Below are 25,103 nucleotides of genomic sequence, written 5' to 3' on the forward strand. Positions count from 1 at the left end.
AGCCCTCGAAAAGCACTCAGTTCACCTGCCACACAGCGGCGTCAGTTTTAGGGCTGCTGCGCAGCCCAGCGGGGATAAATCCCCTCGCCACAGGTGTTGTTCTGGCTACCGAGTCTTTTCTTCTCGTCCGCGCAACAGGCGATCGGGCATCGCCACCGCCGCCGCCAGCCCCAGCAACGACACCGCCGCGCTGATCATCAGCAGGTGACGGAACGTTGCCTGCAATTCTTCGCGCAAAGCGTCCAGCGCCTCGCCCGGTGCGGCATTCAGGCCATCGAGCAGCACGTTGCCTGAGTGCCCTTCGCCCACCACCGACGAACCGGCGAGCTGGGCAAAACCCGAATCCTGCAGCAACGCCAGCAGCAGCGCCGACATCAGCGCCACGCCCACCGCCCCGCCCAGGGAGCGGAACAGGTTGGTGGTGCTGGTCGCGACGCCGATGTCCCGTTGCTGCACCGAATTCTGCGAGCCCACCAGCGACGTGGGAAATTGCATGCCGGAGGCGATACCGCTGAGCAACATGAACAGGCTGCTCAGCCAGAACGCAGCGGGCGGCGTAAAGGCCATGCCGAGGATGGCGAACGGGAAGAGCACGGCGCCACTGAGGATCATCGGTTTGTAGCGCCCGGTGATCGAGGTCCGCCGCCCGGCAAAATAAGCACCGATCGGCAGCCCCATCGCCAGCGGCAGCAAGTGCAACGCGGCGCTGTCGGCGCCGGCGCCGGTCACGCTCTGGAAGCGCAACGGCACCAGCACCGTCAGGGAGATGGCCTGGAAACTGGTGAAAAACACCGTGCACCAGCACAACACCGCGCTGCGGTTGACGAACAGGTGCATGGGCAGCAACGGCTCGCGGGCGCGGCGTTCATGCCAGGCGAACAAGCCCAGCACGACCACCGCGCAACCCAGCGACCCGAGCACTTCGCGGCTGTGCCAGGCGTGGCCCTGGCCGATCTGGGTAATGCCCAGCAGCAACGCGGTCAGGCCGATGATCAGCAACACGGTGCCCAAATAGTCGATGATCGGCGTGCGTTGCGGCACCGGCAGCCCCACCAGCGTGCGCCGGGCCACCAGCCAGGCGCCCAGGCCCAGCGGCAGGTTGATCCAGAAGACCCAGCGCCACGACAGGTACTCGGTCATGTAGCCGCCGAGCACGGGTCCGGCCACGCTCGCCACTGCGTACATGCTGCTGAAATAGCCCTGGTAGCGACCGCGCTCGCGGGGCGGGATGATGTCGCCGATGATCGCCTGGCTCACGGAAATCATGCCGCCGGCACCGATGCCCTGGAAAATCCGCGCCAGCACCAATTGCTCCATGTTCTGCGCCATTCCGCAGAACAGCGAGGCGAGGGTGAACAGGCCCATGCCGAACAGCATCAGCGGTCGCCGGCCATACAAGTCGCCCAGCTTGCCGTAGATCGGCACGGCCACGGTCATGGCGACCATGTAGCCGGAGATCACCCAGGCCAGCAGGCTGACGTCCTTGAACTGCGCGGAAATGGCCGGCATCGAGACCGCGACGATGGTCTGGTCCAACGCCCCGAGGAAAATCGCCAGCATCAGCGCCACCAGCACGCTGCGGATGGCGGGCTGTTGGGCTTGGGGAGTATTGAGCTGAGTCACGGTGGAACCTGCGGGCATCGTGCCTGGCGGCGAAATGCCCGCAGTTTAAATCGATAGCCGGCTATTCGATAGCCTCGTAAGGAAGGCCGACGTAATTTTCCGCGATGGTTTTTCGACCTGCCTCGGAGTCGACGAAATACTCCAGCTCCGCTTCGCTGATGCGCTGGTTGAACGCATCGTCATCGAAGCGGTGCAGCATCGACGTCATCCACCAGGAAAACCGCTCGGCTTTCCAGACCCTTCGCAGGCAGATATCGGAGTAGCGTTCCAGCAGATCCAGGCGACCGTCGCGATAGACCTTGAGCAAGATATTGAACAGCGTGCTGACATCGCTGGCGGCCAGGTTCAACCCCTTGGCACCGGTCGGCGGGACGATGTGGGCGGCGTCGCCCACCAGGAACATCCTTCCGTATTGCATCGGTTCCACCACAAAGCTGCGCAACGGCGCGATGCTTTTTTCGATGGAAGGACCGGTCACCAGCGTTTCGGCCAGGTCGGCGGGCAGGCGGTTTTTCAGTTCGGTCCAGAAGCGCTCGTCAGGCCAGTCGGCCACCTGTTCCTCGGCGGGCACTTGCAGGTAATAACGGGTACGTGTGCGTGAGCGCATGCTGCACAGGGCGAAGCCGCGCTCGTGGCGCGCATAGACGAGTTCTTCGTGGACGGGCGGGGTATCGGCGAGGATGCCGAGCCAGCCGAACGGGTAGACGCGCTCGAAGACCTTGAGTTTTTCCGCCGGAATCGACTGCCGCGCCACGCCGTGGAAACCGTCGCAGCCGGCCACGTAATCGCAGTCCAGGCGCCAGGTTTCGCCGGCGTGTTCGAACGTTACGAAGGGGTGATCGTTCGTGAGGTCGTGGGGCTGGGCATTGTCGACCTGATACAGCGTCCGCGCGCCGGATGCCTCGCGCGCCGCCATCAAGTCGCGGGTGACTTCAGTCTGGCCGTAGACCATGACGTTTTGCCCGCCGGTCAGCCCCTTGAGATCAATGTGCACGCGGCGACCGTTGAGGACCAGTTCAAAGCCATCGTGGGGCAGGCCTTCGGCGTCCATGCGCTGGCCAACCCCGGCCTGGCGCAGCAACTGCACCATGCCTTGCTCGAGTACACCGGCGCGGATGCGGCTGAGGACGTAGTCGGGCGTCTGCCGTTCGAGGATCACGGTGTCGATCCCAGCGTTGTGCAACAACTGGCCGAGCAGCAGTCCAGAGGGGCCGGCGCCGATAATGGCGACTTGGGTCTTGAGGGTTTTCATTGTTGTTATGACTCGCAAGAGGCACGCGACCAGGGTCGACGTTTATTTTTAGTAATCCTGGCGTGCATTTTTCGCTTGCGGACCTGTCAATTGAAGGGGAAAACTGCGCTGAAACCTGTACTTTCTGCCAATCGGTGCGATTACCGCCCGTAACCCAAGGCCGATCCTCGTTATGAAGAAAACTGAGCTGCCTTCGATCCCGGTGTTCAAGCTCTATGGCGAAAGCCTGGATTGGCCCACGCCGGACCTGCTGCACTGCGAAACCATTTCCAGCCGCAGCAGCGAGCACCAATGGGAGATCAAGCCCCATCGGCATGCCGACCTGTGCCAGTTACTGTTTGTCTTCAAGGGCCAGGCAGAGCTGGAAATTGAAGGCCAGCGCACCCGACTCGACGAGCCGGCGGTACAGATCCTGCCGCCGCTGTCGGTCCATGGTTTTCGTTTTTCCGAGGATGTGCAGGGTTATGTCGTGACGCTGGCGGCGCCGCTGGTCACGCACCTGCAAGGGCAATTGGGCCATTCGGTCAATATCCTGGCCCAGGCCGAAGCCTACCCGGCCGGCGAGAACGCCGATTATCTCAACAGTTTGTTCAGTGCCTTGCAGGCCGAGTACGTCGGGCATCAACCGGCCCGGGAAATGCTGATGCATGCGCTGGTCAGCGTGATCATGGTCTGGGTCAGTCGCCAGGTGATGAGCCGGCGCACCTCGACCCAGCGCCCGCAACGGGCCCGGGAATACCTCAACGGCTTCATTCAGCTGGTGGAGGAAACCTATCGTCAGCACGTCAAGGTCGAAGACCTGGCCCATCGCCTGGGTATTTCGGTGTCGCACCTCAACGGTACCTGCCGCGAACTGGCGGGGCAGCCGGCATTGCAGATCATGCATGAGCGGCAATTGTTGGAAGCCAAGCGGCTGCTGACCTACACCGGCATGACGATCTATGAGATATCCGAACTGCTCGGCTTCTCTGACCCGACCAACTTCACCCGACTGTTTCGCCGGCGTGTCGGCATTTCGCCAAAGGCCTTCCGCGACCGGCTCAAGACCGATCAGCTAGACGACTGAAACCGCCTCAGCGCAGAGCGTTCAGGGATGCGTTGTGCGGTATGCAGCGTTCGAAGTTGCAACTGGCGTAGTCACGGGGCAACTGCCTGGCCTGCTCGACCCGATAAGCCGCGGTGCCGTACAGCGCAAGCGTGGCGGTGCAGGTGATGAAGATGGCGAGGCGTCTTCTTGTTTTGATGTTCATGGCGATGACCTCTGAACGAATACCCGGGGGTACTGCTTTCAGCATAGGTCAGCTGTGGCGGGTTGCCAGCGAGGCAGTGAGGGTGTTTAACCGATATTCAGAACACTGATATCCCTTGTGGGAGCGAGCTTGCTCGCGATGAGGGCGGGTCAGTCACCCTGAGTGTCGACTGATCTACCGCTATCGCGAGCAAGCTTGCTCCCACAGGGGATTGGGGTGGTCTTTTAACCGGGTTATGCCAGGTGCTCAGGCTTCATCGGATCCCCCGGCTTGACGTCCAGTTGGTGGCGTACGTCTTCGAACATTTCGTCGTAGTACTTGTGCATCGAGCCGATGCTGGCGGTCTTCGGCATGCCGTATTGCTGGGCGATGCGCGTGGCGTGGCGGGCGAAGTCGAAGGCCTGGTCCTTGGCCAGGAAAAACGTCTCGTCCACGTTCTTGTCTTCCACCGTGCCGTGCAGGCGGAAGGACATGCCCGTTCCCTCCTTGGGATCCTGTGCAATCTCGTAGTCGATGCACAGGTTGTAGCTGTAGTCGTCCTTGCTCAGCGCATGGCGCTCCATGTGCAGGTGACCGGGTTGGAACGTGGCCATAAGGTCTCTCCTTCGAAGGCGTGGAGAACGGCAGACACCGCGCCTGCCGCATAAGTTTTGCCGTTACCGATAAACGATCCCCGGCGTTGCCATGCTGATGCGGGTGCCAGCGGTGCCCTGGACGATAGCATCGATGTCCGACAGCGATCCGATCACCGCGTCCTTGCCGGTGTGGCGGGCGAATTCGCAGGCGGCTTGCACCTTCGGCCCCATGGACCCGGCGGCGAAACCGAGCCGTTCCATGTCGTCGGGGTGGGCCTGGGCGATGGCTTTCTGAGTCGGCTTGCCGAAGTCGATGAACGCGGCGTTGACATCGGTGGCGATCACCAGCAGATCGCTGTCCAGTTGTTCGGCCAGCAGCGCCGAGCACAGGTCTTTGTCGATCACCGCTTCCACGCCTTGCAGCTTGCCGTCGACGTCATACATCGTCGGGATGCCGCCGCCACCGGCGCAGATCACGATGCTGCCTTTTTCCAGCAGCCATTTGATCGGACGGATCTCGAAGATGCGCTTGGGCCTGGGGCTTGCGACCACGCGGCGGAACTTGTCGCCGTCCGGGGCGATGGCCCAGCCTTTCTCGGCGGCGAGTTTTTCCGCCTCTTGCTGGCTGTAGACCGGGCCGATGGGCTTGCTCGGGGTCTGGAACGCCGGGTCGTTGGCGTCCACTTCAACCTGGGTCAGCAGCGTGGCGAAGGGCACTTCGAAGTCCAACAGGTTGCCCAGTTCCTGTTCGATGATGTAGCCGATCATGCCTTCGGTTTCGGCCCCCAACACGTCCAGCGGGTACGGCGTGACCGAGGTGTACGCCGCCGCCTGCAACGACAGCAGGCCGACCTGCGGGCCGTTGCCGTGGGCGATGACCAGTTGGTTGCCCGGATGGATCTTGGCGATCTGTTCGGTCGCGGTGCGGATGTTGCTGCGTTGATTGTCTGCGGTCATGGGTTCCCCCCGACGCAGGAGGGCGTTACCGCCCAGGGCAACGACGATGCGCATGGTGTTGTCCTTTCAAAAATGTAACTAACAATGCAGTCCCCTGTGGGAGCGAGCTTGCTCCGGGCGGCGATCCGACGATGGCGGAGTGTCAGCTTGCATTGATGTTGGATGGGCCGCCGACATCGCGAGCAAGCTCGCTCCCACAATGAAAAGCACTTCAACCGGATTCAGATATCCGCCAACGCCGCCACCAGGATCGCCTTGATGGTGTGCATGCGGTTTTCCGCTTGTTCGAAGGCAATGTTGGCCGGGGACTCGAAAACCTCCTCGGTCACTTCAACGCCGTTGGCGAGATTCGGATAACGTGCGGCAATGTCCTTGCCGACCTTGGTTTCGCTGTTATGGAACGCCGGCAGGCAGTGCATGAATTTCACCCGGGGGTTGCCCGAGGCCTTCATCATCTGCGTGTTGACTTGGTAGGGCAGCAATTGCTCGATGCGTTCGTCCCAGGCTTCTACCGGCTCGCCCATGGACACCCAGATGTCGGTGTGGATGAAATCCACGCCCTTGACGGCTTCTTTCGGGTCCTCGGTGATGGTGATCCGCGCGCCGCTTTCGGCGGCGAAGGCTTGGCATTGATCGATGAAATCCTGGTGCGGCCACAGCGCTTTCGGCGCGCCGATGCGCACGTCCATGCCCAGTTTGGCGCCGATCATCAGGAGCGAATTACCCATGTTGTAGCGCGCATCGCCCAGGTAGGCGTAGCTGATGTCATGCAGCGGCTTGTCGCTGTGCTCGCGCATGGTCAGGGTGTCGGCGATCATTTGGGTCGGGTGGAATTCGGCGGTCAGGCCGTTGAACACCGGCACCCCGGCGAACTTGGCCAGTTCTTCGACAATTTCCTGTTCGAAGCCCCGGTATTCGATGGCGTCGAACATGCGCCCCAGGACGCGGGCGGTGTCCTTCATGCTTTCCTTGTGGCCGATCTGCGACGACACCGGGTCGATGTAGGTGACGTGGGCGCCCTGGTCATGGGCCGCGACTTCGAAGGCGCAGCGGGTGCGGGTCGAGGTTTTTTCGAAGATCAGCGCGATGTTCTTGCCCTTGAGGTGCGGCTGCTCGGTGCCAGTGTATTTGGCGCGCTTGAGGTCACGGGACAGGTCCAGCAGGAAGTGCAGCTCGCGGTTGTTGTGGTGCATCAAGCTCAGCAGGCTGCGGTTGCGCATGTTGAAAGCCATGGTGGATCTCCTTGGGTGTCGGTTATCCCCTGGGCCGTTCTCGATAAAAACGGCCCAGGCTCGAAGGTCAGTAATCGATAGGGTCGCGAATGATCGGGCAGGTCATGCAATGGCCGCCGCCCCGGCCCCGGCCCAGCTCGCTGGCGCTGATGGTGATGACTTCCACGCCGGCCTTTCGCAGCAGCGTGTTGGTATAGGTGTTGCGGTCGTAGCCGATCACCACGCCCGGTTCCAGGGCGACCACGTTGTTGCCGTCGTCCCATTGCTCGCGTTCGGCGGCGAAGCTGTTGCCGCCGGTTTCCACTATCCGCAGCGCCGGCAACTTGAGGGCGGCGGCTACTGTATCGAGGAAGCTGCTTTCCTCGCGGCGTACGTCGATGCCGCCGGGTTTGCTCTCGTCCGGGCGCAGTGAAAACGCCACGATCTGGCTGACGACCTCCGGAAAAATCGTCACCAGGTCGCGGTCACAGAAACTGAACACGGTGTCCAGGTGCATGGCTGCGCGGGATTTCGGCAGGCCGGCGACGATCACGCGCTCCACGGCGTTGTGCTTGAACAGGTTCAGCGCCAGTTGGCCGATGGCCTGGCGGGATGAGCGTTCGCCCATGCCGATCAACACCACGCCGTTACCGATCGGCATCACGTCGCCGCCTTCGAGGGTGGCATTGCCGTGGTCGTGGTCCGGGTCGCCGTACCAGATCTGGAAATCGGCGTGGGTGAACTCCGGATGGAATTTGTAGATGGCGGTGGCCAGCAGGGTTTCCTGGCGTCGCGCCGGCCAGTACATCGGGTTCAGGGTCACGCCGCCGTAGATCCAGCACGTGGTATCGCGAGTGAACTGGGTGTTGGGCAGCGGCGGCAGGATGAAGCTGGAGTGCCCGAGGAAGTCGCGGAACATCTGGATCGTCTTGCCGCCGAAGCTGTCCGGCAGGTCATCGGCCGAGACGCCGCCGATCAGGTATTCGGCGATATGGCGCGGCTCCAGGCTGCGCAGCCACGCGCTCACTTCATGCACCAGGCCCAGGCCCACGGCGTTGGCCGTGACCTTGCGATGCAGAATCCAATCCAGCGCCTCGGGGATGGCGACAATGTCGGTCAGCAGGTTGTGCATCTCCAGGACGTCGATCCCGCGTTCGCGCATCTTGGTGACGAAATCGAAATGGTCGCGCTTGGCCTGGTTGACCCACAGCACGTCATCGAACAGCAGCTCGTCGCAATTGTTCGGCGTCAGCCGCTGGTGGGCCAGGCCGGGTGAACAGACCATGACTTTGCGCAATTTGCCGGCTTCGGAGTGGACGCCGTACTTCACTTTTTCCGTGGTCATTACACATCCTCCAGATAAAACAGTTGACCGGTCAGAGGGTCAGGAAACCCGCGTAGAGCCCGTACGCAGCCACCAGGGCTCCGACGACCACGGCGGCGAAAATCAGCTTCTCGACCGAGGTGAAAACCGGCTTGCCCAGTTCATGCTTGGCCTTGGCGAACAGGATCGCGCCGGGGGCATAGAGCAGGGCGGAAAGCAGCAGGTATTTGATTCCGCCGGCGTACAACAGCCACATCGCATAGATCAGGGCGATGGCGCCGATGGCCAGGTCCTTGCGGCGTTCGACCAGGGCGTTCTGATAGGTCTCGCCGCGTACCGCCAACAGCACCGCGTAGGCGGCCGACCACAGATACGGCACGAGGATCATCGAAGTGGCGAGGTAGATCAGCGACAGGTAGGTGCTGGCGGAAAACAGGGTGATGACCAGGAACAGCTGGACCATCGCGTTGGTCAGCCACAGGGCGTTGGCCGGCACATGGTTGGCGTTCTCCCGCCGCAGGAACGCGGGCATGGTGTGGTCCTTGGCGGCGGCGAACATGATCTCGGCGCACAACAGGACCCAGGACAGCAGGGCGCCGAGCAGCGAGATGATCAGGCCAACGCTGATCAACACCGCGCCCCAGTGACCGACCACGTGTTCCAGCACGGCGGCCATGGATGGGTTCTGCAGCTTGGCCAGTTCAGGCTGGGTCATGATCCCCAGGGACAGCACGTTCACCAGCACCAGGAACAACAGCACCGTGATGAAACCGATGACGGTGGCCTTGCCGACGTCGCTGCGTTTCTCGGCGCGGGCGGAAAAAATACTCGCGCCCTCGATGCCGATGAACACCCACACGGTCACCAGCATCATGTGTCGCACTTGGTCCATCACGCTGCCCAGGTCGGGATTCTTCAGGCCCCAGATGTCGGCGGTAAAAATCTCCAGCTTGAAGGCGAATACCGCGATCAACACGAACAACAGCAGCGGCACGATCTTGGCGACGGTGGTCACCAGGTTGATGAAGGCGGCTTCCTTGATGCCACGCAGTACGAGGAAATGCACGGCCCAGAGCAACACCGAGGCGCCGATTACCGCGGCGACGGTGTTGCCCTCGCCAAAGATCGGGAAGAAATAGCCCAGGGTGCTGAACAGCAACACGAAGTAGCCGACGTTGCCCAGCCAGGCGCTGATCCAGTAGCCCCAGGCCGACGAGAAACCCATGTAGTCGCCGAACCCGGCCTTGGCGTAGGCATACACGCCGCCGTCCAGGTCGGGTTTACGGTTGGCGAGCGTCTGGAAAACAAAGGCGAGGGTCAGCATGCCCACCGCGGTGATGGCCCAGCCGATCAACACGGCGCCGACGTCGGCGCTGGCGGCCATGTTCTGTGGCAGGGAAAAGATCCCGCCGCCGATCATCGATCCTACTACCAGCGCGACCAGCGCACCCAGTCGTAGTTTTCCGGGGGTATCGGACATTGCATGACTCCCATGCGGGGGAAGAGAGTCAACAGCCTATGTCGATTGGGAAGGGCGGTAGCTGATCCAGGTCAGATAACTGTTCGACGTGGAGTTTGTGGTGGCTGGTTCGTCGCTATCGCGAGCAAGCTCGCTCCCACAGTTTCACGCATATCCCTGTGGGAGCGAGCTTGCTCCGGGCGGCGATCCGACGATGGCTCATCGGGCGATCACCACTGCGCCCGATGAGCCCCCAGTTCGCCGGCCGGCAACGTCCATTGCAGCGGCGTTCCGGTGATCCTCAGCGGTACCTGCAAACGATGCGCCGGGCCCCACGGCGTCTGTTCCACCAGCAGCCCCTGGTCAGCCTCGTCTTCAGGGCGCAATGCAACCTGAGTGCCAGCGCCGCCGTCGATCAACAGCTTCGCCGTGCGCGCCAGCGACAGGCGTGCCGAGCCGCCATGGCTGGTGGCCAAGCGGCGGGCGACCAACACAATCGCGCTGGCCGCCATCAGGTAACCCGTCCCATGGTCCAGGGCCTGGACCGGCAGCGGCGTCGGCTTGTCGGCGTGTTTCCAGGCCATGCCGGCCTCGGCGATGCCGCAGCTCATCTGCACCAGGCTGTCGAAGCCGCGGCGGTGTTGCCAGGGGCCGCTCCAGCCGTAGGCGTTGAGGCAGACGTCGATCAGGCCGGGGGCCAATCGTTGGCGCTGCGTGGCGCCATAGCCCAGGCGTTCCAGTGCGTCGGCGCGGTAGCCGTGTAGCAGGATGTCGGCCTCCTTGAGCAGCGCCTCGAACGTTGCGCGGTCGGCGGGTTGCTGCAAGTCGAGGCGGGCGCAACGTTTGCCGAGGGTGACTTCCGGCACCACGCCGGGTTCGTTCCAGGTTGGCGGGTCGATGCGCAGTACGTCGGCGCCTAGGCCGGCAAGAAAACGGCTGGCAATCGGGCCGGCCAGCACGCGGGTCAGGTCCAGCACCTTGAGGCCCGCCAGGGGCTGGGCGACGGAGCCGAGCCAGGGCGCAGGCGAACCTTCGGCGTCGTCATCCAACTGAACGAGAGGCTCGGCATTCACCGCCAAGCCCTGCGGATGGAGTTGCCACGCCTGCCACGAGCGCATCTGTGCGGCGCAACCGCCGGCGTCGACCACGGCTTGCTCCAGGTCGGCCTTGTTCCAACGGATCACTTTGCTGGCCATGTCGGCGCGGTCGGCGCAGGCCCCGAGGACCTTTTCCGCCGCCTGGCGATGATGCGGCGCGTTGGTGTGCAGGCGGATCCAGCCGTCGGCAGTGGCATAGTCGCCTGCCACCGGATCCCACATCGGCGGTACGCTCCAGCGGATGGGTCGCAGGGAGGTGGAAAACCAGAACGAGGCCAGGCGCTGGTCGACTTCAAGCGTCGGCAGGCGACCGGTTTGTTGGTAGATGAGCTCGGCGACCGCTTGACCGGCCACACCGATGCTCGCGCTGGCCAGCTCCGTGACCGCGAAGGCCGAGGGCAGGGCGCCTTCGCCTGTGAAGGGGATCGGTGTCGTGGGCAAGCCGATGGCGGTTTGCATGGATGAGAGTAGGTCTGACATTTGGAAGCCCTCCTGAACCAGAGAGCGAGCATAGATCAAACGAACATCGGGGGTCGCTACGCCCGAGGCGTCGGACCGGCCCAGCGGGAGCAAGCTCCCTTGCCACGGTGTTCCGGGCGTGACCAGATCCAGAGATTGCCCAGGCCCATGCCCGCGAGCGCGAGGTAAACCGGCCAGTGGTGTTCGAGCACCAGCAGCATCAACCCTGCGCAGCACAGCATGCTGGCCGTTGCGGCGATCTTGGCCCGGCGCGGGATGACCTTGCCGTTGCGCCAGTTGTGCAGCATCGGTCCGAATAATCGGTGGCCCTCCAGCCAGGCACTCAGGCGCGGGGAACTGCGGGTCGCGGCCCAGGCGGCGAGCAGGATGAATTCAGTGGTCGGCAAGCCGGGCACGGCGATGGCCACCAGGCCGATGGCCAGGCTGGCGTAGGCGAGGAGGGCGAAGAGCAGTTGGCTGAGTTTCGAGGGCGTACGGCTCATGTATTTCTATCCGACATGCGCTTGGCCCTGTGGGAGCGAGCTTGCTCGCGATAGCGGTGTGTCAGGCGACCAATAGGCTGGCTGGCAGTCCGTCATCGCGAGCAAGCTCGCTCCCACAGGGGATGGTGGGGATTCAAGCCAATTGCGCCGCGTAAGCCTGTTCCAGCAGCACGGTAAAGCGGTTGAAGGCGTCCAGCGCGCCTTTGTCCGCCTCGGCTTCCTGCTGTTCGGTGAAGGGCAACTCGTCGAGGGTCCGGGTGAAGGTTTTCCAGCCTTCGGCGCGGCCGCCCGCCGGTTCTGCCAAGTGGCGGGCTCCAAAGATTTCGTTCATTCCAAGGGTGACGGCGCGCTTGATCAAGAACGCAGCGCCAAGCTTGGAACCCTCGGAGACGAACAGCCAGCCGAGGGCTTCGGCCTGGGTCGGGTTCTTCACTGCGCCGGCCAGGGGAGCCGGCACTTCGGTGTCCAGGTCCGCGAGGTCGGCCTTGGCCGCTTCGGCGCGGCAGCGCGCGGGCAAATCGGCAATCAGCGCGGTCAGTTGCGTGTCGTTGTACAGCGCCGCCAGTTCCGACTGGAACTGGTACTGGGCGACAACGAAGCGGGCGTAGTTGGCCTGGGTTTCGAATGGGGCGTGTGCCTTGACCAGCGCGTCGAGCCTGCCGTGGGGCTCGTGGGTGATCTGGTTCAGGCGTTGGGAGCGGGTAACGGGGCGGTGTGTGGTCATGAAAAATTCCTTTGAGTGGAAGTTGTGGCGAGGGGATTTATCCCCGCTGGGGCGCGAAGCGGCCCCAAAGTCCGCTTCTTTCGGTCCCATTTTTGTTAGGGCTGCTGCGCACCCCAGCGGGGATAAATCCCCTCGCCACAGATAATTGTTTTGGCTGAACGCTGGATCAGATATCCCAGATCAGGTTGACCGCGAAGTTGCGCCCAGGCGCCGTGAGGCGATCGAGATTGGCCGGGTTCAGCACCGCCGCTTCGCCGACGCTGTCGTAGCCGCGCACGTCGTCCCACAGCCAGTACTTCTTGTCGGTGAGGTTGTAGAGGCCGCCGCTGACCGTGACGTCGTCGGTGACCTTGTAGTACCCGCTCAGGTCGACAATGCCGAAACCCGGCGTCTTGAATTGGCTGCTGACGCCATCAGGGGAGTTGAAGTTGCTGTCATCGACGCGGTCTTGCTTCTTCACCAGGGTCCAACTGAGCAAGGTGCCAAACTGCGCCTGGTCGTAACCCAGGCCGAACACGCCGGTCAGTGGGTTGATGCTGTTGAGCGGTTCGCCGGTGTCGTCGTTGCGGCCATGGAGGTAAGCCACCGAGCCTTGGGTGTAGAGCCCCCGTGGTGCGCCGAACATGTCCAGGTCCAGGCGACCCTTGGCTTCGATGCCCTTGATGGTGGCGTGCTTGATGTTGTTGCTCTGGAAGGTCAACCGGTCGGCGCCGGGGATGATGGCGTCCTCGTTGATGAAGTCGCGGTACTTGTTGTAGAACACCGCCACGTCGAACGAGCCGGAATCGAAGCGCCCACGCAAACCGGTCTCGTAGCCCTTGCTTTTTTCCGGTTCCAGGTCGGGATTGGGTTTCACGCTGTAGCCAATACCCGCATTGTCGAAACGGCCATACAGCGCCTTGGCGGTCGGCGTGCGGAAACCTTCGGCGTACTGGCCGTACCAGGTGTATTGGTCAGTCAGGTCATAGGTCAGGCCGAACTTGGGCGAGACGCGATGCCAGGTCTTGTCCTGGCCACTGACCGTGCCGCCGGCGGTGGGGTCCACGGTGCTGAGGAATTCCTCGGTCAGGTGTGGCTTGAGCCGGGTGTAGTCGTAGCGCAGTGCTGGCGTGAAGGTCCATTTGTTCCAGCTGATCTGGTCCTGGGCGAACAAACTGTAGGTGTTGATGGTCGGGTCCGGGAAGTCACTGGCTTTTGCCAGCACGTCCCGTGTGCTGATCGCGCCGACGGCGGAGCAGCCCACGCCGACCGCCAGGCACACGCCATTGCCGCTGCGCGAACCGGTGACCTTTTGCTGCTTGAGCGTGGTGCCGTAGGTCAGTGCGTGGTCGGTGTCAGCAATGCGGAATGACTTGTCCAGTTGCGCGTCGAACACCCACTGCTTCTCTTCGTAGAGCGTTTCTCGCGTGCGCAGTACCTGGCGCGTGATCGGGAAGTAGAATTCGGCGGTGCTCTGGTCGGTCTTGGCGACCTGGTGGTTCAGGCTCCACTTGATGGTGTCGGCCAGCAGGCTGTCGAGGTCGAAGTTGTGCTCCAGGCCGAAACGTTCGCGGGTGATGGTGTCGTTGCCGGTGCGCCACTGGTACATGCCGCCGGGCAGGATCGAGGCGGGAATGGCCGGTTGGCCGTTGGCGTACGGGCCGCCGTAGGCACTTTTCAGATCGATGTCGCGATCGTCCTTGTACTTCTCATACACCAGGCTCAGGCGCGCGTCATCGCTGTAGTTCCAGCCAAGCTTGGCCAGCACGTTGTTGGCGCGCACGTCTTCCGGGTTGGCCGCGGTGCGGTCCAGTCCGGTGCCGTTGTTGCTGCCGTAGGATTCGGTCTCGTGGCCGTCGCGCTGGCTGTAGTGCAGCAGGCCGTCGAATGGCCCTCTGCGACCGGCGACGGTGGAGGACTTGAGCCAGCTCTCGTCGACAGAGCTGTAGCCGGTCTTCAGGCGTGCGCCGACGTCCTGGCCGGGCTTGATGATGTCCTCCGCGTCGAGGGTGAAATAACTGACGACACCGCCAATGGCGTTGCTGCCGTACAGCACCGAGGCCGGGCCACGGAGGATTTCCACGCGCTTGATGATCTCCGGGTCGACATAGTTGCGCTGGGTCTTGGCATAGGGACCGTTGAAGAAACCGCCGGGCACTTCCACGCCATCGACCTGGGTCAGGATCCGGTTGCCGTCGATGCCGCGAATGTTGTAGCCGCTGATGCCGCCACGCTGGCCTGCGCCGCCCACCGAAACACCGGGCTCGTAGCGCACCAGGTCCTTGATGGTGTTGACGTTGTTGCGATCGAGTGCCTGGCGATCATGGATGGAAACGGTGCTCGGTACGCGGGTGATGTCCTGTTCCTGGCGGGTGGCACTGATGGTCACTTGCTGCAAGTCCAGCACATTGCCGGCGCTGCGTTTTTCCAGAACGATGTTGTTATCGCCCAGTTTGCGGTAGCTCAGGTCGGTCCCCACCAACAAGCGCTCCAGGGCTTTTTCCGGCGGCAGCGAGCCGTTCACGCCCGGCGAAGCGACGCCTGCGGCCAGTTCAGCCGGCAAGCCGACTTGCCAGCCCGTCACCGTCGTGAATGCGTTCAGCGCGGAGACCAAGGGCTGTCGGGCGATGTTGAAGGTGTAGTCACCCATGTTGTGGGCGGGCGATTGCCCATTGACGGCGAAGGCTGCTGGTGCGGCACCGGCCATCAGGATGGCGGCGGTCAGCAATGACAGCGCGCGGGAAGGTGCGAGGAACCGGCAAGTAAGGCGAGAGGACATCGATAGCGCTCCGTGTCGCATCTGTTATAGGTGCAGATCGGCATCGTGAAGATGCGAATCAATTGCATTGGCTATAACGAGACGAACCAGCGAAGGTTATCGAGTAAAAATAATTCTCATTTAGTTCAGGATCACCAGTGCCGGGAATTCCTGCAACCGCGCAGAGGTGATGTGCGCCAGGGAGCGGACCGCATCCAGCGGCTGGTCGAGGCGGTAATTGCCCGTCACCGCGATGTTGGCCAGACGTTCGTTGGTATTGATGATCCAGCCAGGGTAGTAGCGCCGCAGCTCGGCCAGGACTTGGCTCAGCGGCCGGTTTTCGAACACCAGCCGACCTTGTACCCAGGCCAGCTCGGTACCCGCATCGAGGCGTGTGGGGCGGTCGAAGCCGTTGGGGCCGATGCGGATGCTTTCTCCGGCCGACAACCGCACGTGGGTGTCGTACCGGGTGGCCCGCAGGTCGATGTCGCCGCGCTGCACCTGGACTTGGGCCACGCCGTCGAGGTAACGCACGGCAAATGTGGTGTCGCTGACGCTGGCGGTGACCGGGCCGGCATCAATTTCCAGCGGCAGGTTGCGGTTGCCTGGCACTTCGAAGAATGCCTCGCCCTTGTACAGGCGGGCCACATGCCGCTGTTCGCTGAACGTGCTGGAAAACGCCGAATCGGTGTTGAGCAGGACCTTGGAGCCGTCTTCCAATTGCAGGCGCTGGCGCTCACCGACCACCGTCAGGTGATCGGCTTCGAAGTGCAGGGGCAAGTCGCTGAAATTGAACAGGCCGAGAAACAGCACGGCGGCAGTCGCCAACGGTTTCCAATGGGCACGCAGGCGCGACAGCGCGGTGACTTTGGGTTGGTCGCGCAGTTGCCGGGCGCTTTCGATGACGTGCGGGCCATTCCAGATCGCCTGGGCCCTGGCGAACGCTTCGCCATGGCGAGGATCGGCCGCCAGCCAGGCCTGGAAGTGTTGGCGCTGCTCCTCGCTGGGGCTGTCGAGCAGGATCAACCAGTCCAGCGCCTGGTCCATGGCGTGGGCGGTGTCCTGTGCCTCGGCGGCGTCAGGTGGGCGATGGTTGTCCGTCACGGTGGATTCTCATTATTGGCGGCAGGCACACGCTACAAGCCGCAAGCGGTGGCTGGCAAGCTTGCGTCCAGCTTGCGGCCCGAAACGCCTGGCTTGTTGCTTGATTCATGGGTTGCGTTCGGCCACGCCCACGCAGATGGCCATGATCAGTTTCAATTCTTTTTGCACGGTACTCAGGGACACGTCCAATCGTTGCGCGATGTCTTGGTAACTGTGGCCATGCAGCCGACTGAGAATGAAGACCTGCCGTTGGCGCGGGCTGAGGGATTGCAGGCTGACGTTAAGGCGTTCGAGCATTCGTTCGGCATGGGCAGCGTCTTCGGCGCTGCTTTGGGGGGCGACCACATTGTTCACGACGTCCAACGGCACGTCATCGACCAGGGTCCGTGACTGGATTCGCCGCGCGCGCAAATGGTCCAGCGCCAGGTTGCGGGCGGTCTGGAAGACAAAGGGTTCGAGATGATCGACGGTGCGCTCGCTCAGGGCGCGGGTGACGCGCAAGTAGGTTTCCTGAAGCAAGTCTTCGGCGGTACTCGGGTTGTTGACCATCCGCTCGAGGGTGCGCAGCAGCGGGGTACGCTGGGCGAGAAAGACGTGATGAAAACGCGATTGACTCACGGTAGGGCCCGATCCGGTTCGAGTAGATGATAATGCTTATCATCTGCGCGACGGGTCAAGCCTTCATTTCACCGATGTTGTAACCCTGTGGGAGCGAGCTTGCTCGCGATGACGGAGTGTCAGTCGCCATTGATGTTGACTGATACACCGCTTTCGCGAGCAAGCTCCTCCCACAGAAAAGCTCAAAAGCTGCTGGGGCGGTTACTCCGCGTTACACAACGCCAGGCAGTTATCCAGCATGCGGTTGGAGAAGCCCCATTCGTTGTCATACCAGGCCAATACCTTGAGCAGCTTGCCGCTGGCCTTGGTGTGGTTGGCGTCGAAGATCGACGACAGCGGGTTGTGGTTGAAATCGCTGGAAACCAGCGGCAGGGTGTTGTAGCCGAGGATCTTCGAATGCTGGCTGGCATGGCGCAGCAGTTCGTTGACTTCTTCGGCCGACGCTTCGCGCTTGAGCTGCACGGTGAGGTCGACCAGGGATACGTTGATCACCGGTACGCGCACGGCCATGCCGGTCAGCTTGCCGGCCAGTTCCGGCAGCACCAGGCCCACGGCTTCGGCGGCGCCGGTCTTGCTCGGGATCATGTTCTGGGTGGCCGAGCGGGCGCGGTAGGGGTCGCTGTGGTAGACGTCGGTCAGGTTCTGGTCGTTGGTGTAGGCATGGATCGTGGTCATCAGGCCGCTTTCGATGCCCAGCTCGCGGTGCAGCACCTGGGCCACCGGGGCCAGGCAGTTGGTGGTGCACGACGCGTTGGAGATGATCTGGTGGGACTGGCGCAGGATGTCATGGTTGACGCCATACACGACGGTGGCATCGGCGCCCTTGGCCGGTGCCGAGATGATCACCTTGTGGGCGCCGGCGCTGATGTGGGCGGCTGCCTTGGCACGGTCGGTAAACAGGCCGGTGCATTCGAACACGACGTCGATCTTCTCGGCCGCCCAAGGCAGTTCGGCCGGGTTGCGGATGGCGCTGACCGAGATGCGGTCGCCATTGACCGTCAGGCTTTCGTGGTCGTGCTGGACGTCGGCATCGAAGGTGCCGTGCACGGTGTCGAACTTGAGCAGATGGGCATTGATTGCACTGTCGCCCAGGTCGTTGATGGCGACGATCTGCAAGTCGCGACGATAGCCTTGGGTATACAGTGCACGGAGGACGTTGCGGCCGATGCGGCCAAAACCATTGATTGCGATTCGAAGAGTCATTAACTGCGCCGCCGTCGATTTGTTGTTGGAATTACAAGATTATTCGCATAAAAATAGAAAACAAGCCTTTTTAGTGGCAATATTTTGTTTTATCTACAACGAGTGACCTGAATCAACTGGTCCGATGGGTCAAAAACCGTTTGTCGCCCTGTCTTTCCAGCGGTGTACAAAGGGCTTTTGAACCAGCATAGACAATCAGGTCGCCACACCCGTTAGCCTGGAGTTCTACCTATGCATCCCCGCGTACTTGAGGTCACCGAACGGCTTATCGCCCGCAGTCGCGCTACTCGTGAGGCTTACCTTGCACTGATCCGCGGTGCAGCCAGCGACGGCCCGATGCGCGGCAAGCTGCAGTGCGCCAACTTCGCCCACGGCGTCGCCGGTTGCGGCACTGAAGACAAGCACCACCTGCGGATGATGAACGCCGCCAACATCGCCATCGTGTCGTCCTATAACGACATGCTCTCGGCCCACCAGCCGTACGAAACCTTCCCCGAACAAATCAAGAAGGCCCTGCGCGAGATCGGCTCGGTCGGCCAGTTCGCTGGCGGTACGCCGGCCATGTGCGACGGCGTGACCCAGGGCGAGGCCGGGATGGAACTGAGCCTGCCGAGCCGCGAAGTGATCGCGCTGTCCACGGCGGTGGCGTTGTCCCACAACATGTTCGACGGCGCGCTGATGCTCGGCATCTGCGACAAGATCGTCCCGGGCCTGATGATGGGCGCGCTGCGCTTCGGTCACTTGCCGACGATCTTCGTGCCCGGCGGGCCGATGGTCTCGGGCATTTCCAACAAAGAGAAAGCCGACGTGCGCCAGCGCTACGCCGAAGGCAAGGCGACGCGCGAAGAGCTGCTGGAATCGGAGATGAAGTCCTACCACAGCCCCGGCACCTGCACCTTCTACGGCACCGCCAACACCAACCAATTGCTGATGGAAGTGATGGGCCTGCACTTGCCAGGCGCTTCGTTCGTCAACCCGAACACGCCGCTGCGCGACGCCCTGACTCGTGAGGCGGCGTTCCAGGTCACGCGCCTGACCAAGCAGAGCGGCAACTTCATGCCCATCGGCGAAATCGTCGACGAGCGCTCGCTGGTCAACTCCATCGTTGCGCTGCACGCCACCGGCGGCTCCACCAACCACACCCTGCACATGCCGGCCATTGCCATGGCGGCGGGTATCCAGCTGACCTGGCAGGACATGGCCGACCTCTCCGAGGTGGTGCCGACCCTGAGCCACGTCTACCCGAACGGCAAGGCCGACATCAACCACTTCCAGGCGGCGGGCGGCATGTCGTTCCTGATCCGCGAATTGCTGGAAGCGGGTCTGCTTCACGAGAACGTCAACACCGTGCTGGGTCACGGCTTGAGCCGCTATACCCAAGAGCCGTTCCTGGAAGATGGCGAGTTGGTGTGGCGCGACGGCCCGATCGAAAGCCTCGACGAAAACATCCTGCGCCCGGTGGCCCGTGCGTTCTCGCCGGAAGGCGGCTTGCGGGTGATGGAAGGCAACCTCGGCCGTGGTGTGATGAAAGTCTCGGCCGTGGCCTTGGAAAACCAGGTCGTCGAGGCGCCGGCCATGGTCTTCCAGGATCAGCAGGATTTGGCCGATGCGTTCAAGGCCGGTCTGCTGGAAAAGGATTTTGTCGCGGTGATGCGCTTCCAGGGCCCGCGCTCCAATGGCATGCCCGAGCTGCACAAGATGACGCCGTTCCTCGGCGTGCTGCAGGATCGCGGCTTCAAGGTGGCGCTGGTCACCGACGGGCGCATGTCCGGTGCATCGGGGAAAATCCCGGCGGCCATTCACGTCAGCCCCGAAGCTTATGTCGGCGGCGCGTTGGCTCGGGTGCAGGAGGGCGATATCATCCGCGTCGATGGCGTCAAAGGCACCTTGGAACTGAAGGTGGACGCCGAGGAATTCGCCGCGCGCGAGCCGGCCAAGGGCCTGTTGGGCAACAACATCGGCACCGGTCGCGAGCTGTTCGGTTTCATGCGCATGGCTTTCAGCTCGGCAGAGCAGGGCGCCAGCGCCTTCACTTCTGCCCTGGAGGCGATTAATTGAAACTGGCTTTGGTCGGTGACATCGGCGGGACCAATGCGCGTTTCGCCCTGTGGAAGAACCACAACCTGGAGAACATCCAGGTGTTGGCGACGGCGGATTACGCCTGCCCGGAAGATGCCATCAAGGTTTACCTGAGCGGCATGGGCATGGCGCCGGGTGCGATTGGCTCGGTGTGCCTGTCGGTGGCCGGCCCCGTGAGCGGTGATGAGTTTCGCTTCACCAACAACCACTGGCGCCTGAGCAACCTGGCGTTCTGCAAGACGCTGCAGGTGGAGAAGCTGTTGCTGGTCAACGACTTTTCCGCCATGGCCCTGGGCATGACCTGCTTGCGTCCCGATGAATACCGGGTCGTCTGCCAAGGCACGCCGGAGCCGATGCGCCCGGCGGTAGTGATCGGGCCGGGCACCGGGCTGGGCGTCGGGACGCTGCTGGACCTGGGCGAAGGTCGCTTCGCGGCGCTGCCGGGGGAGGGCGGCCATGTCGACCTGCCGATGAGCAGTCCGCGCGAGACCCAGCTCTGGCAACACATCTACAACGAAATCGGCCACGTCAGCGCCGAAACCGCGCTGAGTGGCAGCGGCTTGCCCCGCGTCTACCGGGCGATCTGCGCGGTGGACGGTCATGAACCGGTGCTCGATACCCCTGAATCCATTACCGCCGCCGGCCTGGCCGGGGACCCTGTTGCGCTGGAAGTCCTTGAGCAGTTCTGCCGATGGCTGGGGCGCGTGGCGGGCAATAACGTACTCACGGTGGGTGGTCGCGGCGGTGTCTACATCGTTGGCGGCGTGGTCCCGCGGTTTGCCGATTTCTTCCTTGAGAGTGGCTTCGCCAAATCCTTCGCCGACAAGGGTTGCATGAGCGATTATTTCAAGGGCATTCCGGTCTGGTTGGTGACGGCGCCGTACTCCGGCCTGATGGGCGCGGGCGTGGCGTTGGAGCAGTCGACACACGCTTGAAGTTTGAAATACGACCCCTTGTGGGAGCGAGCTTGCTCGCGATAGCGGAGTGTCAGTCGCCATTGATGCTGACTGATACGCCGTTATCGCGAGCAAGCTCGCTCCCACAGGGTTTTGTAGTGTGTTTTGTGGTGTGTTTGTAGTCCTCATCCATCAGGCATAATCGCCCCCAATCCAAACAACAAGGACGAGGCCCCGTGAGTTCAGTGAACAAATCGATTTTGTTGGTCGACGACGACCAGGAGATTCGCGAACTGCTGGACACTTACCTCAGCCGTGCGGGTTTCCAGGTGCGCACCACGCCCGACGGCGCCGGGTTTCGCCAGGCCTTGAACGAGGCGCCGAGCGACCTGGTGATCCTCGATGTGATGCTGCCCGACGAGGACGGCTTCAGCCTTTGCCGCTGGGTTCGCGAACACCCGCGCCAGGCCCATGTGCCGATCATCATGCTCACCGCCAGTTCCGATGAGGCCGACCGGGTCATTGGCCTGGAGCTGGGGGCCGATGATTACCTGGGCAAGCCGTTCAGCCCGCGTGAATTGCAGGCGCGTATCAAGGCGCTGCTGCGCCGGGCACAGTTCGGCCAGGAACGGTCGGGCGGCGACGTGCTGGCCTTCGACGAGTGGCGGCTGGACATGGTCAGCCATCGGCTGTTCCACACCGATGGCGAAGAAGTGATCCTCTCCGGCGCCGACTTCGCGTTGCTCAAGCTGTTCCTCGATCATCCCCAGGAAATCCTCGACCGCGACACTATCGGCAACGCCACCCGAGGGCGTGAACTGATGCCCCTGGACCGGATCGTCGACATGGCGGTCAGTCGTCTGCGCCAGCGCTTGCGCGACACGGACAAGCCACCGCGGCTGATTCGCACGGTGCGCGGCAGCGGTTATCAACTGGCGGCCAGTGTGGTTGCCAGCAATGGTCACTGAAGCGATCAGGAAAATTGTCCGGCGCATACCCGTGCCGCGCTCGTTGCTCGGCCGGATGCTGTTGCTGACCCTGCTGGTCGTGCTGTTCGCCCAGACGCTGTCGAGCCTGATCTGGGTTTCGCAACTGCGTGCCACCCAGCTCGAAGGCCTGGTCACCAGCGCCCGCAGTCTCGCCCATTCGATGACCGCCACTGTCAGCTATCTGCGCTCCCTGCCGGTGGCTTACCGGCCCTTGGTGCTGGACCAGTTGCGGAGCATGGGGGGGACACGATTCGTCGTCACCCTCAATGACAAGCCGCTGGGCATGGACGTGTTGCCCGTGACACCACGCAAACTGGCGGTGCTCCAGGCGGTGGATGAAGTGCTGCGGCGCTCCCTGGGCAACAACGCCGACATCTCCGTCAAGTTCGTCAGCCCCGAAGACCTGCGGATCTTCAACGGCGGGCTCAAGCTCGACGAGCTGCCGCGTTCATGGGCTCATTACGCGTTGACGCTCGAACCGGTAAACCCGCCGGTGCTGGTTACGCAAATCCAGATGGCGCCGGGTGAATGGCTGTACATCGCCTCGCTGCTGCCCGAACCCTATACCAGCCTCGAAGAACAGGACCTGCCCAAGCAACAGGTGGGTTTCATCGTGCTCACCAGTAGCCTGTTGCTGTTGTTCATCGGCTTGCTGGTGCACTGGCAGAGCCGGCCCCTCAAGCGTCTGGCCCGAGCCGCGCGGGACATGTCCCTTGGCGCTGAAGTGCAGCCCGTGGCCGAGGGCGGCGGCAGTGAGGTCGTGGAAGTGGGCCGGGCGTTCAACGCCATGCGCGAGCGCATCAGCCGCTACCTGACCGAGCGCAGCCAGTTGTTCAGTGCGATCTCCCATGACCTGCGCACGCCGATCACCCGGCTGCGGTTGCGGGTCGAGCTGCTGGAGGATGAAAACCTGCAAGCCAAGTTTGGCCGTGACCTGGACGAGCTGGAGTTACTGGTCAAGGGCGCGTTGCAATGCGTCAAGGACACCGACATCCACGAGAACATCGAGCCGGTGGACCTCAATCACGTACTGGATTGCTTGGTGGAACCCTACCTCGCGCCCAACGGCAATGGCCGGGTCACCCAGGATGGTCGGGCGCTGGCGCCGTATTCCGGCAAGCCGCTGGCCCTCAAGCGCTGCATCGGCAACCTGATCGACAACGCCTTGAAATACGGACAGCGTGCCCATCTGCACATCGATGACGATGAAACAGCGTTCATCCTGCATGTCGACGATGAAGGTCCGGGCGTGCCGGAACAGCGCCTGGAGCAAGTCTTCGAGCCGCACTTTCGCCTGGCCGGGCAGCAGCAGGGTTACGGCTTGGGGCTGGGCATCGCCCGCAACATTGCCCATAGCCATGGTGGCGAAGTCAGCCTGCAGAATCTGCGCGAGGGCGGGTTGCGGGTGACGTTGCAGTTGCCTCGGAGTGTGGATTAGTCGGACCGCGCTATCGTTCTTCGCGAGCAAGCCCGCTCCCACATTGGACCTCGTTGAACACAGGTATTGTGTTTGACACAAGTCCCTTGTGGGAGCGGGCTTGCTCGCGAAGGCGCCAGTAGTCCCAACACCCCTTTCAAGAAAATGTCACAACTCGGTGACATAACTCGTCCCTTTCGTTACCTGCCACCGACCCTCCCTTGTTTAGACTCCCCGGGTCAAAACAACAAAAAAGGTCATGTCGATGGACACCTTCCAACCGGCGTTCAGCAGTTGGTTGAACGCTCCTGCCCACCAGCAATGGCTCGCCGCCGAAGGCTTGCGGCTGCTGGCGTTTGCCAAGGCCTCGAAGCTGCCGGACGGTTTCGGCAACCTGGACGAGCTGGGTCGCCTGCCCGCCGATGCCCGCGCCGAAACCATGAACACCGCGCGCATGACCCACAGCTTCGCCATGGCCCACATCCAGGGCCTGCCGGGGTTTGTCGAGTTGGTGGATCATGGCGTGCAAGCCCTCATGGGGCCGCTGCGCGATGCTGAGTTCGGCGGCTGGTTCGCCACGGCCAATCCCGCTGAAAACGAAACCGGCAAAGCCGCCTACCTGCATGCTTTCGTTGCCCTGGCCGCCAGCTCTGCGGTCGTGGCCCAGCGCCCCGGCGCCGAGGCCTTGCTCAAGGAAGCCGTGCGGATCATCGACGAGCATTTCTGGTGCGAAGAAGAGGGCGCCTTGCGCGAATCCTTCAACCGCGACTGGCGCGAAGAAGAGGCTTATCGCGGCGCCAACAGCAACATGCACGCCACCGAAGCCTTTCTCGCCCTGGCCGATGCCACGGACGACCCGCGCTGGCTGGCGCGGGCCCTGCGCATCGTCGAGCGGGTCATCCATGGGCATGCGGCCGCCAACGACTACATGGTCGTCGAGCATTTCGACCGCGACTGGCAGCCGCTGCGCGAGTACAACCACGACAACCCGGCCGATGGGTTTCGTCCCTACGGCACCACGCCCGGCCATGGTTTCGAATGGGCGCGGCTACTGCTGCACCTTGAAGCCGCGCGCGTGCAGATCGGCATGCTGACCCCGGGCTGGCTGGCCCAGGACGCGCAAAAACTCTTCGACCAGAACTGCCGCCACGGCTGGGACGTCGATGGCGCGCCGGGCATTGTCTACACCCTGGACTGGGACAACCGCGCCGTGGTTCGTCATCGCCTGCATTGGGTGCATGCCGAAGCGGCGGCAGCGGCCAGCGCGCTGCTCAAGCGTACCGACGAGGCGCAATACGAAGCCTGGTACCGGCGTTTCTGGGAATTCTGCGACAAGCATTTCATCGATCGCTGCAACGGCAGTTGGCACCACGAACTCGATCCACAAAACCGCCCCAGCGCCGACATCTGGCCGGGCAAGCCGGACCTTTACCACGCCTGGCAAGCCGTGCTGATACCTCGGCTTCCCCTGGCGCCCAGCATGGCGTCTGCGTTGGCGCGGTTATCCGCTCCCGCGCCTGTGTAACCATGCAGTGACATATCCGCGTCCCTTCGTTACCTGCGAAGGGATAACCCCTGATTAGAATCCATGCAGCGCAAGCACCAGACTTGCATGCATAACAACAA

Annotated in this window: 21 protein-coding genes; 6 read left to right on the plus strand and 15 right to left on the minus strand. The window is 62.8% G+C overall.

Going from position 1 to position 25,103, the window contains the following annotated elements; genetic code table 11:
- Window positions 1-105 precede the first annotated feature (105 nt).
- Both JMN22_RS16800 and pobA read right to left on the minus strand, forming a co-directional pair.
- The gene (locus tag JMN22_RS16800; RefSeq protein ID WP_198797677.1) at window positions 106-1,623 is read right to left on the minus strand and encodes a DHA2 family efflux MFS transporter permease subunit; all 1,518 of its coding nucleotides are present in this window, start codon (window positions 1,621-1,623) and stop codon (window positions 106-108) included.
- Window positions 1,624-1,684: 61 nt separating this feature from the next.
- Window positions 1,685-2,875, minus strand: a complete 1,191-nt coding sequence (gene pobA, locus JMN22_RS16805) for a 4-hydroxybenzoate 3-monooxygenase (RefSeq protein WP_198797678.1) — start codon at window positions 2,873-2,875, stop codon at window positions 1,685-1,687.
- A 172-nt stretch (window positions 2,876-3,047) separates the two neighbouring features.
- On the opposite strand from pobA, the gene JMN22_RS16810 reads away from it, so the two are divergent.
- Window positions 3,048-3,941 (plus strand): helix-turn-helix domain-containing protein, encoded by an 894-nt coding sequence (locus tag JMN22_RS16810; protein WP_198797679.1) that lies wholly within the window; start codon window positions 3,048-3,050, stop codon window positions 3,939-3,941.
- Window positions 3,942-3,948: 7 nt separating this feature from the next.
- Here the strand turns inward: JMN22_RS16810 and JMN22_RS16815 are convergent, their stop codons facing one another.
- From JMN22_RS16815 to gap, 13 genes are all read right to left on the minus strand, one after another.
- Window positions 3,949-4,125 carry a hypothetical protein gene (locus JMN22_RS16815; protein WP_181289314.1) on the minus strand — a complete coding sequence of 59 codons (177 nt, stop codon included), beginning with the start codon at window positions 4,123-4,125 and terminating at the stop codon, window positions 3,949-3,951.
- 233 nt (window positions 4,126-4,358) lie between these two features.
- Window positions 4,359-4,718: a DUF5064 family protein gene (locus JMN22_RS16820; RefSeq protein ID WP_198797680.1), complete on the minus strand. Its 360-nt coding sequence runs from the start codon at window positions 4,716-4,718 to the stop codon at window positions 4,359-4,361.
- Window positions 4,719-4,781: 63 nt separating this feature from the next.
- Window positions 4,782-5,711 (minus strand): carbamate kinase, encoded by a 930-nt coding sequence (gene arcC / locus JMN22_RS16825; protein ID WP_198797681.1) that lies wholly within the window; start codon window positions 5,709-5,711, stop codon window positions 4,782-4,784.
- A 167-nt stretch (window positions 5,712-5,878) separates the two neighbouring features.
- On the minus strand, window positions 5,879-6,889 hold the full coding sequence (locus tag JMN22_RS16830; protein WP_198797682.1) for an ornithine carbamoyltransferase: 1,011 nt from the start codon (window positions 6,887-6,889) through the stop codon (window positions 5,879-5,881).
- A gap of 67 nt (window positions 6,890-6,956) precedes the next feature.
- Window positions 6,957-8,213: an arginine deiminase gene (arcA, locus tag JMN22_RS16835; protein WP_198797683.1), complete on the minus strand. Its 1,257-nt coding sequence runs from the start codon at window positions 8,211-8,213 to the stop codon at window positions 6,957-6,959.
- Window positions 8,214-8,244: 31 nt separating this feature from the next.
- Window positions 8,245-9,672: an arginine-ornithine antiporter gene (arcD, locus tag JMN22_RS16840; protein ID WP_030139374.1), complete on the minus strand. Its 1,428-nt coding sequence runs from the start codon at window positions 9,670-9,672 to the stop codon at window positions 8,245-8,247.
- Window positions 9,673-9,881: 209 nt separating this feature from the next.
- Window positions 9,882-11,228 (minus strand): CoA transferase, encoded by a 1,347-nt coding sequence (locus JMN22_RS16845; protein ID WP_198797684.1) that lies wholly within the window; start codon window positions 11,226-11,228, stop codon window positions 9,882-9,884.
- A gap of 56 nt (window positions 11,229-11,284) precedes the next feature.
- On the minus strand, window positions 11,285-11,710 hold the full coding sequence (locus JMN22_RS16850) for a YbaN family protein (protein WP_030139372.1): 426 nt from the start codon (window positions 11,708-11,710) through the stop codon (window positions 11,285-11,287).
- Between the two features lie 133 nt (window positions 11,711-11,843).
- On the minus strand, window positions 11,844-12,434 hold the full coding sequence (locus JMN22_RS16855) for a biliverdin-producing heme oxygenase (RefSeq protein ID WP_030139371.1): 591 nt from the start codon (window positions 12,432-12,434) through the stop codon (window positions 11,844-11,846).
- 166 nt (window positions 12,435-12,600) lie between these two features.
- Window positions 12,601-15,192 carry a TonB-dependent receptor gene (locus tag JMN22_RS16860; protein WP_198797685.1) on the minus strand — a complete coding sequence of 864 codons (2,592 nt, stop codon included), beginning with the start codon at window positions 15,190-15,192 and terminating at the stop codon, window positions 12,601-12,603.
- A 120-nt stretch (window positions 15,193-15,312) separates the two neighbouring features.
- Entirely contained in the window at window positions 15,313-16,275 is a 963-nt protein-coding gene (locus tag JMN22_RS16865) for a FecR family protein (protein WP_198797686.1), read from the minus strand.
- Between the two features lie 105 nt (window positions 16,276-16,380).
- Window positions 16,381-16,893 (minus strand): RNA polymerase sigma factor, encoded by a 513-nt coding sequence (locus JMN22_RS16870; RefSeq protein ID WP_030139368.1) that lies wholly within the window; start codon window positions 16,891-16,893, stop codon window positions 16,381-16,383.
- A 201-nt stretch (window positions 16,894-17,094) separates the two neighbouring features.
- On the minus strand, window positions 17,095-18,096 hold the full coding sequence (gap, locus tag JMN22_RS16875) for a type I glyceraldehyde-3-phosphate dehydrogenase (RefSeq protein ID WP_198797687.1): 1,002 nt from the start codon (window positions 18,094-18,096) through the stop codon (window positions 17,095-17,097).
- A gap of 231 nt (window positions 18,097-18,327) precedes the next feature.
- Here gap and edd point away from each other — a divergent pair, with 231 nt between their 5' ends.
- From edd to JMN22_RS16900, 5 genes are all read left to right on the plus strand, one after another.
- Window positions 18,328-20,154 (plus strand): phosphogluconate dehydratase, encoded by a 1,827-nt coding sequence (gene edd / locus JMN22_RS16880; protein WP_030139367.1) that lies wholly within the window; start codon window positions 18,328-18,330, stop codon window positions 20,152-20,154.
- Window positions 20,151-21,110, plus strand: coding sequence for a glucokinase (locus JMN22_RS16885; RefSeq protein ID WP_030139366.1), 960 nt, complete (start codon window positions 20,151-20,153; stop codon window positions 21,108-21,110). The genes edd and JMN22_RS16885 overlap by 4 nt, the downstream gene beginning before the upstream one ends.
- 197 nt (window positions 21,111-21,307) lie before the next feature.
- The gene (locus JMN22_RS16890; protein WP_030139365.1) at window positions 21,308-22,039 is read left to right on the plus strand and encodes a response regulator; all 732 of its coding nucleotides are present in this window, start codon (window positions 21,308-21,310) and stop codon (window positions 22,037-22,039) included.
- Window positions 22,029-23,498, plus strand: a complete 1,470-nt coding sequence (locus JMN22_RS16895; protein WP_030139364.1) for an ATP-binding protein — start codon at window positions 22,029-22,031, stop codon at window positions 23,496-23,498. The genes JMN22_RS16890 and JMN22_RS16895 overlap by 11 nt, the downstream gene beginning before the upstream one ends.
- A 244-nt stretch (window positions 23,499-23,742) precedes the next feature.
- Complete coding sequence (locus JMN22_RS16900; protein WP_198797688.1) at window positions 23,743-25,002, plus strand: D-mannose isomerase; 1,260 nt, start codon at window positions 23,743-23,745, stop codon at window positions 25,000-25,002.
- The last annotated feature ends 101 nt before the right edge of the window (window positions 25,003-25,103 follow it).

Source organism: Pseudomonas sp. HB05, from assembly GCF_016756915.1.
Taxonomy (GTDB): domain Bacteria; phylum Pseudomonadota; class Gammaproteobacteria; order Pseudomonadales; family Pseudomonadaceae; genus Aquipseudomonas; species Aquipseudomonas alvandae.

Excerpts from the sequence above, each read along its gene's own strand:
- JMN22_RS16850 (WP_030139372.1), bottom strand. The coding sequence starts at position 11,710 with ATGAGCCGTACGCCCTCGAAACTCAGCCAACTGCTCTTCGCCCTCCTC.
- JMN22_RS16900 (WP_198797688.1), top strand. The coding sequence starts at position 23,743 with ATGGACACCTTCCAACCGGCGTTCAGCAGTTGGTTGAACGCTCCTGCC.
- JMN22_RS16815 (WP_181289314.1), bottom strand. The coding sequence starts at position 4,125 with ATGAACATCAAAACAAGAAGACGCCTCGCCATCTTCATCACCTGCACC.
- gap (WP_198797687.1), bottom strand. The coding sequence starts at position 18,096 with ATGACTCTTCGAATCGCAATCAATGGTTTTGGCCGCATCGGCCGCAAC.
- JMN22_RS16820 (WP_198797680.1), bottom strand. The coding sequence starts at position 4,718 with ATGGCCACGTTCCAACCCGGTCACCTGCACATGGAGCGCCATGCGCTG.
- pobA (WP_198797678.1), bottom strand. The coding sequence starts at position 2,875 with ATGAAAACCCTCAAGACCCAAGTCGCCATTATCGGCGCCGGCCCCTCT.
- JMN22_RS16845 (WP_198797684.1), bottom strand. The coding sequence starts at position 11,228 with ATGTCAGACCTACTCTCATCCATGCAAACCGCCATCGGCTTGCCCACG.
- arcA (WP_198797683.1), bottom strand. The coding sequence starts at position 8,213 with ATGACCACGGAAAAAGTGAAGTACGGCGTCCACTCCGAAGCCGGCAAA.
- JMN22_RS16895 (WP_030139364.1), top strand. The coding sequence starts at position 22,029 with ATGGTCACTGAAGCGATCAGGAAAATTGTCCGGCGCATACCCGTGCCG.
- JMN22_RS16860 (WP_198797685.1), bottom strand. The coding sequence starts at position 15,192 with ATGTCCTCTCGCCTTACTTGCCGGTTCCTCGCACCTTCCCGCGCGCTG.
- JMN22_RS16855 (WP_030139371.1), bottom strand. The coding sequence starts at position 12,434 with ATGACCACACACCGCCCCGTTACCCGCTCCCAACGCCTGAACCAGATC.
- JMN22_RS16810 (WP_198797679.1), top strand. The coding sequence starts at position 3,048 with ATGAAGAAAACTGAGCTGCCTTCGATCCCGGTGTTCAAGCTCTATGGC.
- edd (WP_030139367.1), top strand. The coding sequence starts at position 18,328 with ATGCATCCCCGCGTACTTGAGGTCACCGAACGGCTTATCGCCCGCAGT.
- arcD (WP_030139374.1), bottom strand. The coding sequence starts at position 9,672 with ATGTCCGATACCCCCGGAAAACTACGACTGGGTGCGCTGGTCGCGCTG.
- JMN22_RS16830 (WP_198797682.1), bottom strand. The coding sequence starts at position 6,889 with ATGGCTTTCAACATGCGCAACCGCAGCCTGCTGAGCTTGATGCACCAC.
- arcC (WP_198797681.1), bottom strand. The coding sequence starts at position 5,711 with ATGCGCATCGTCGTTGCCCTGGGCGGTAACGCCCTCCTGCGTCGGGGG.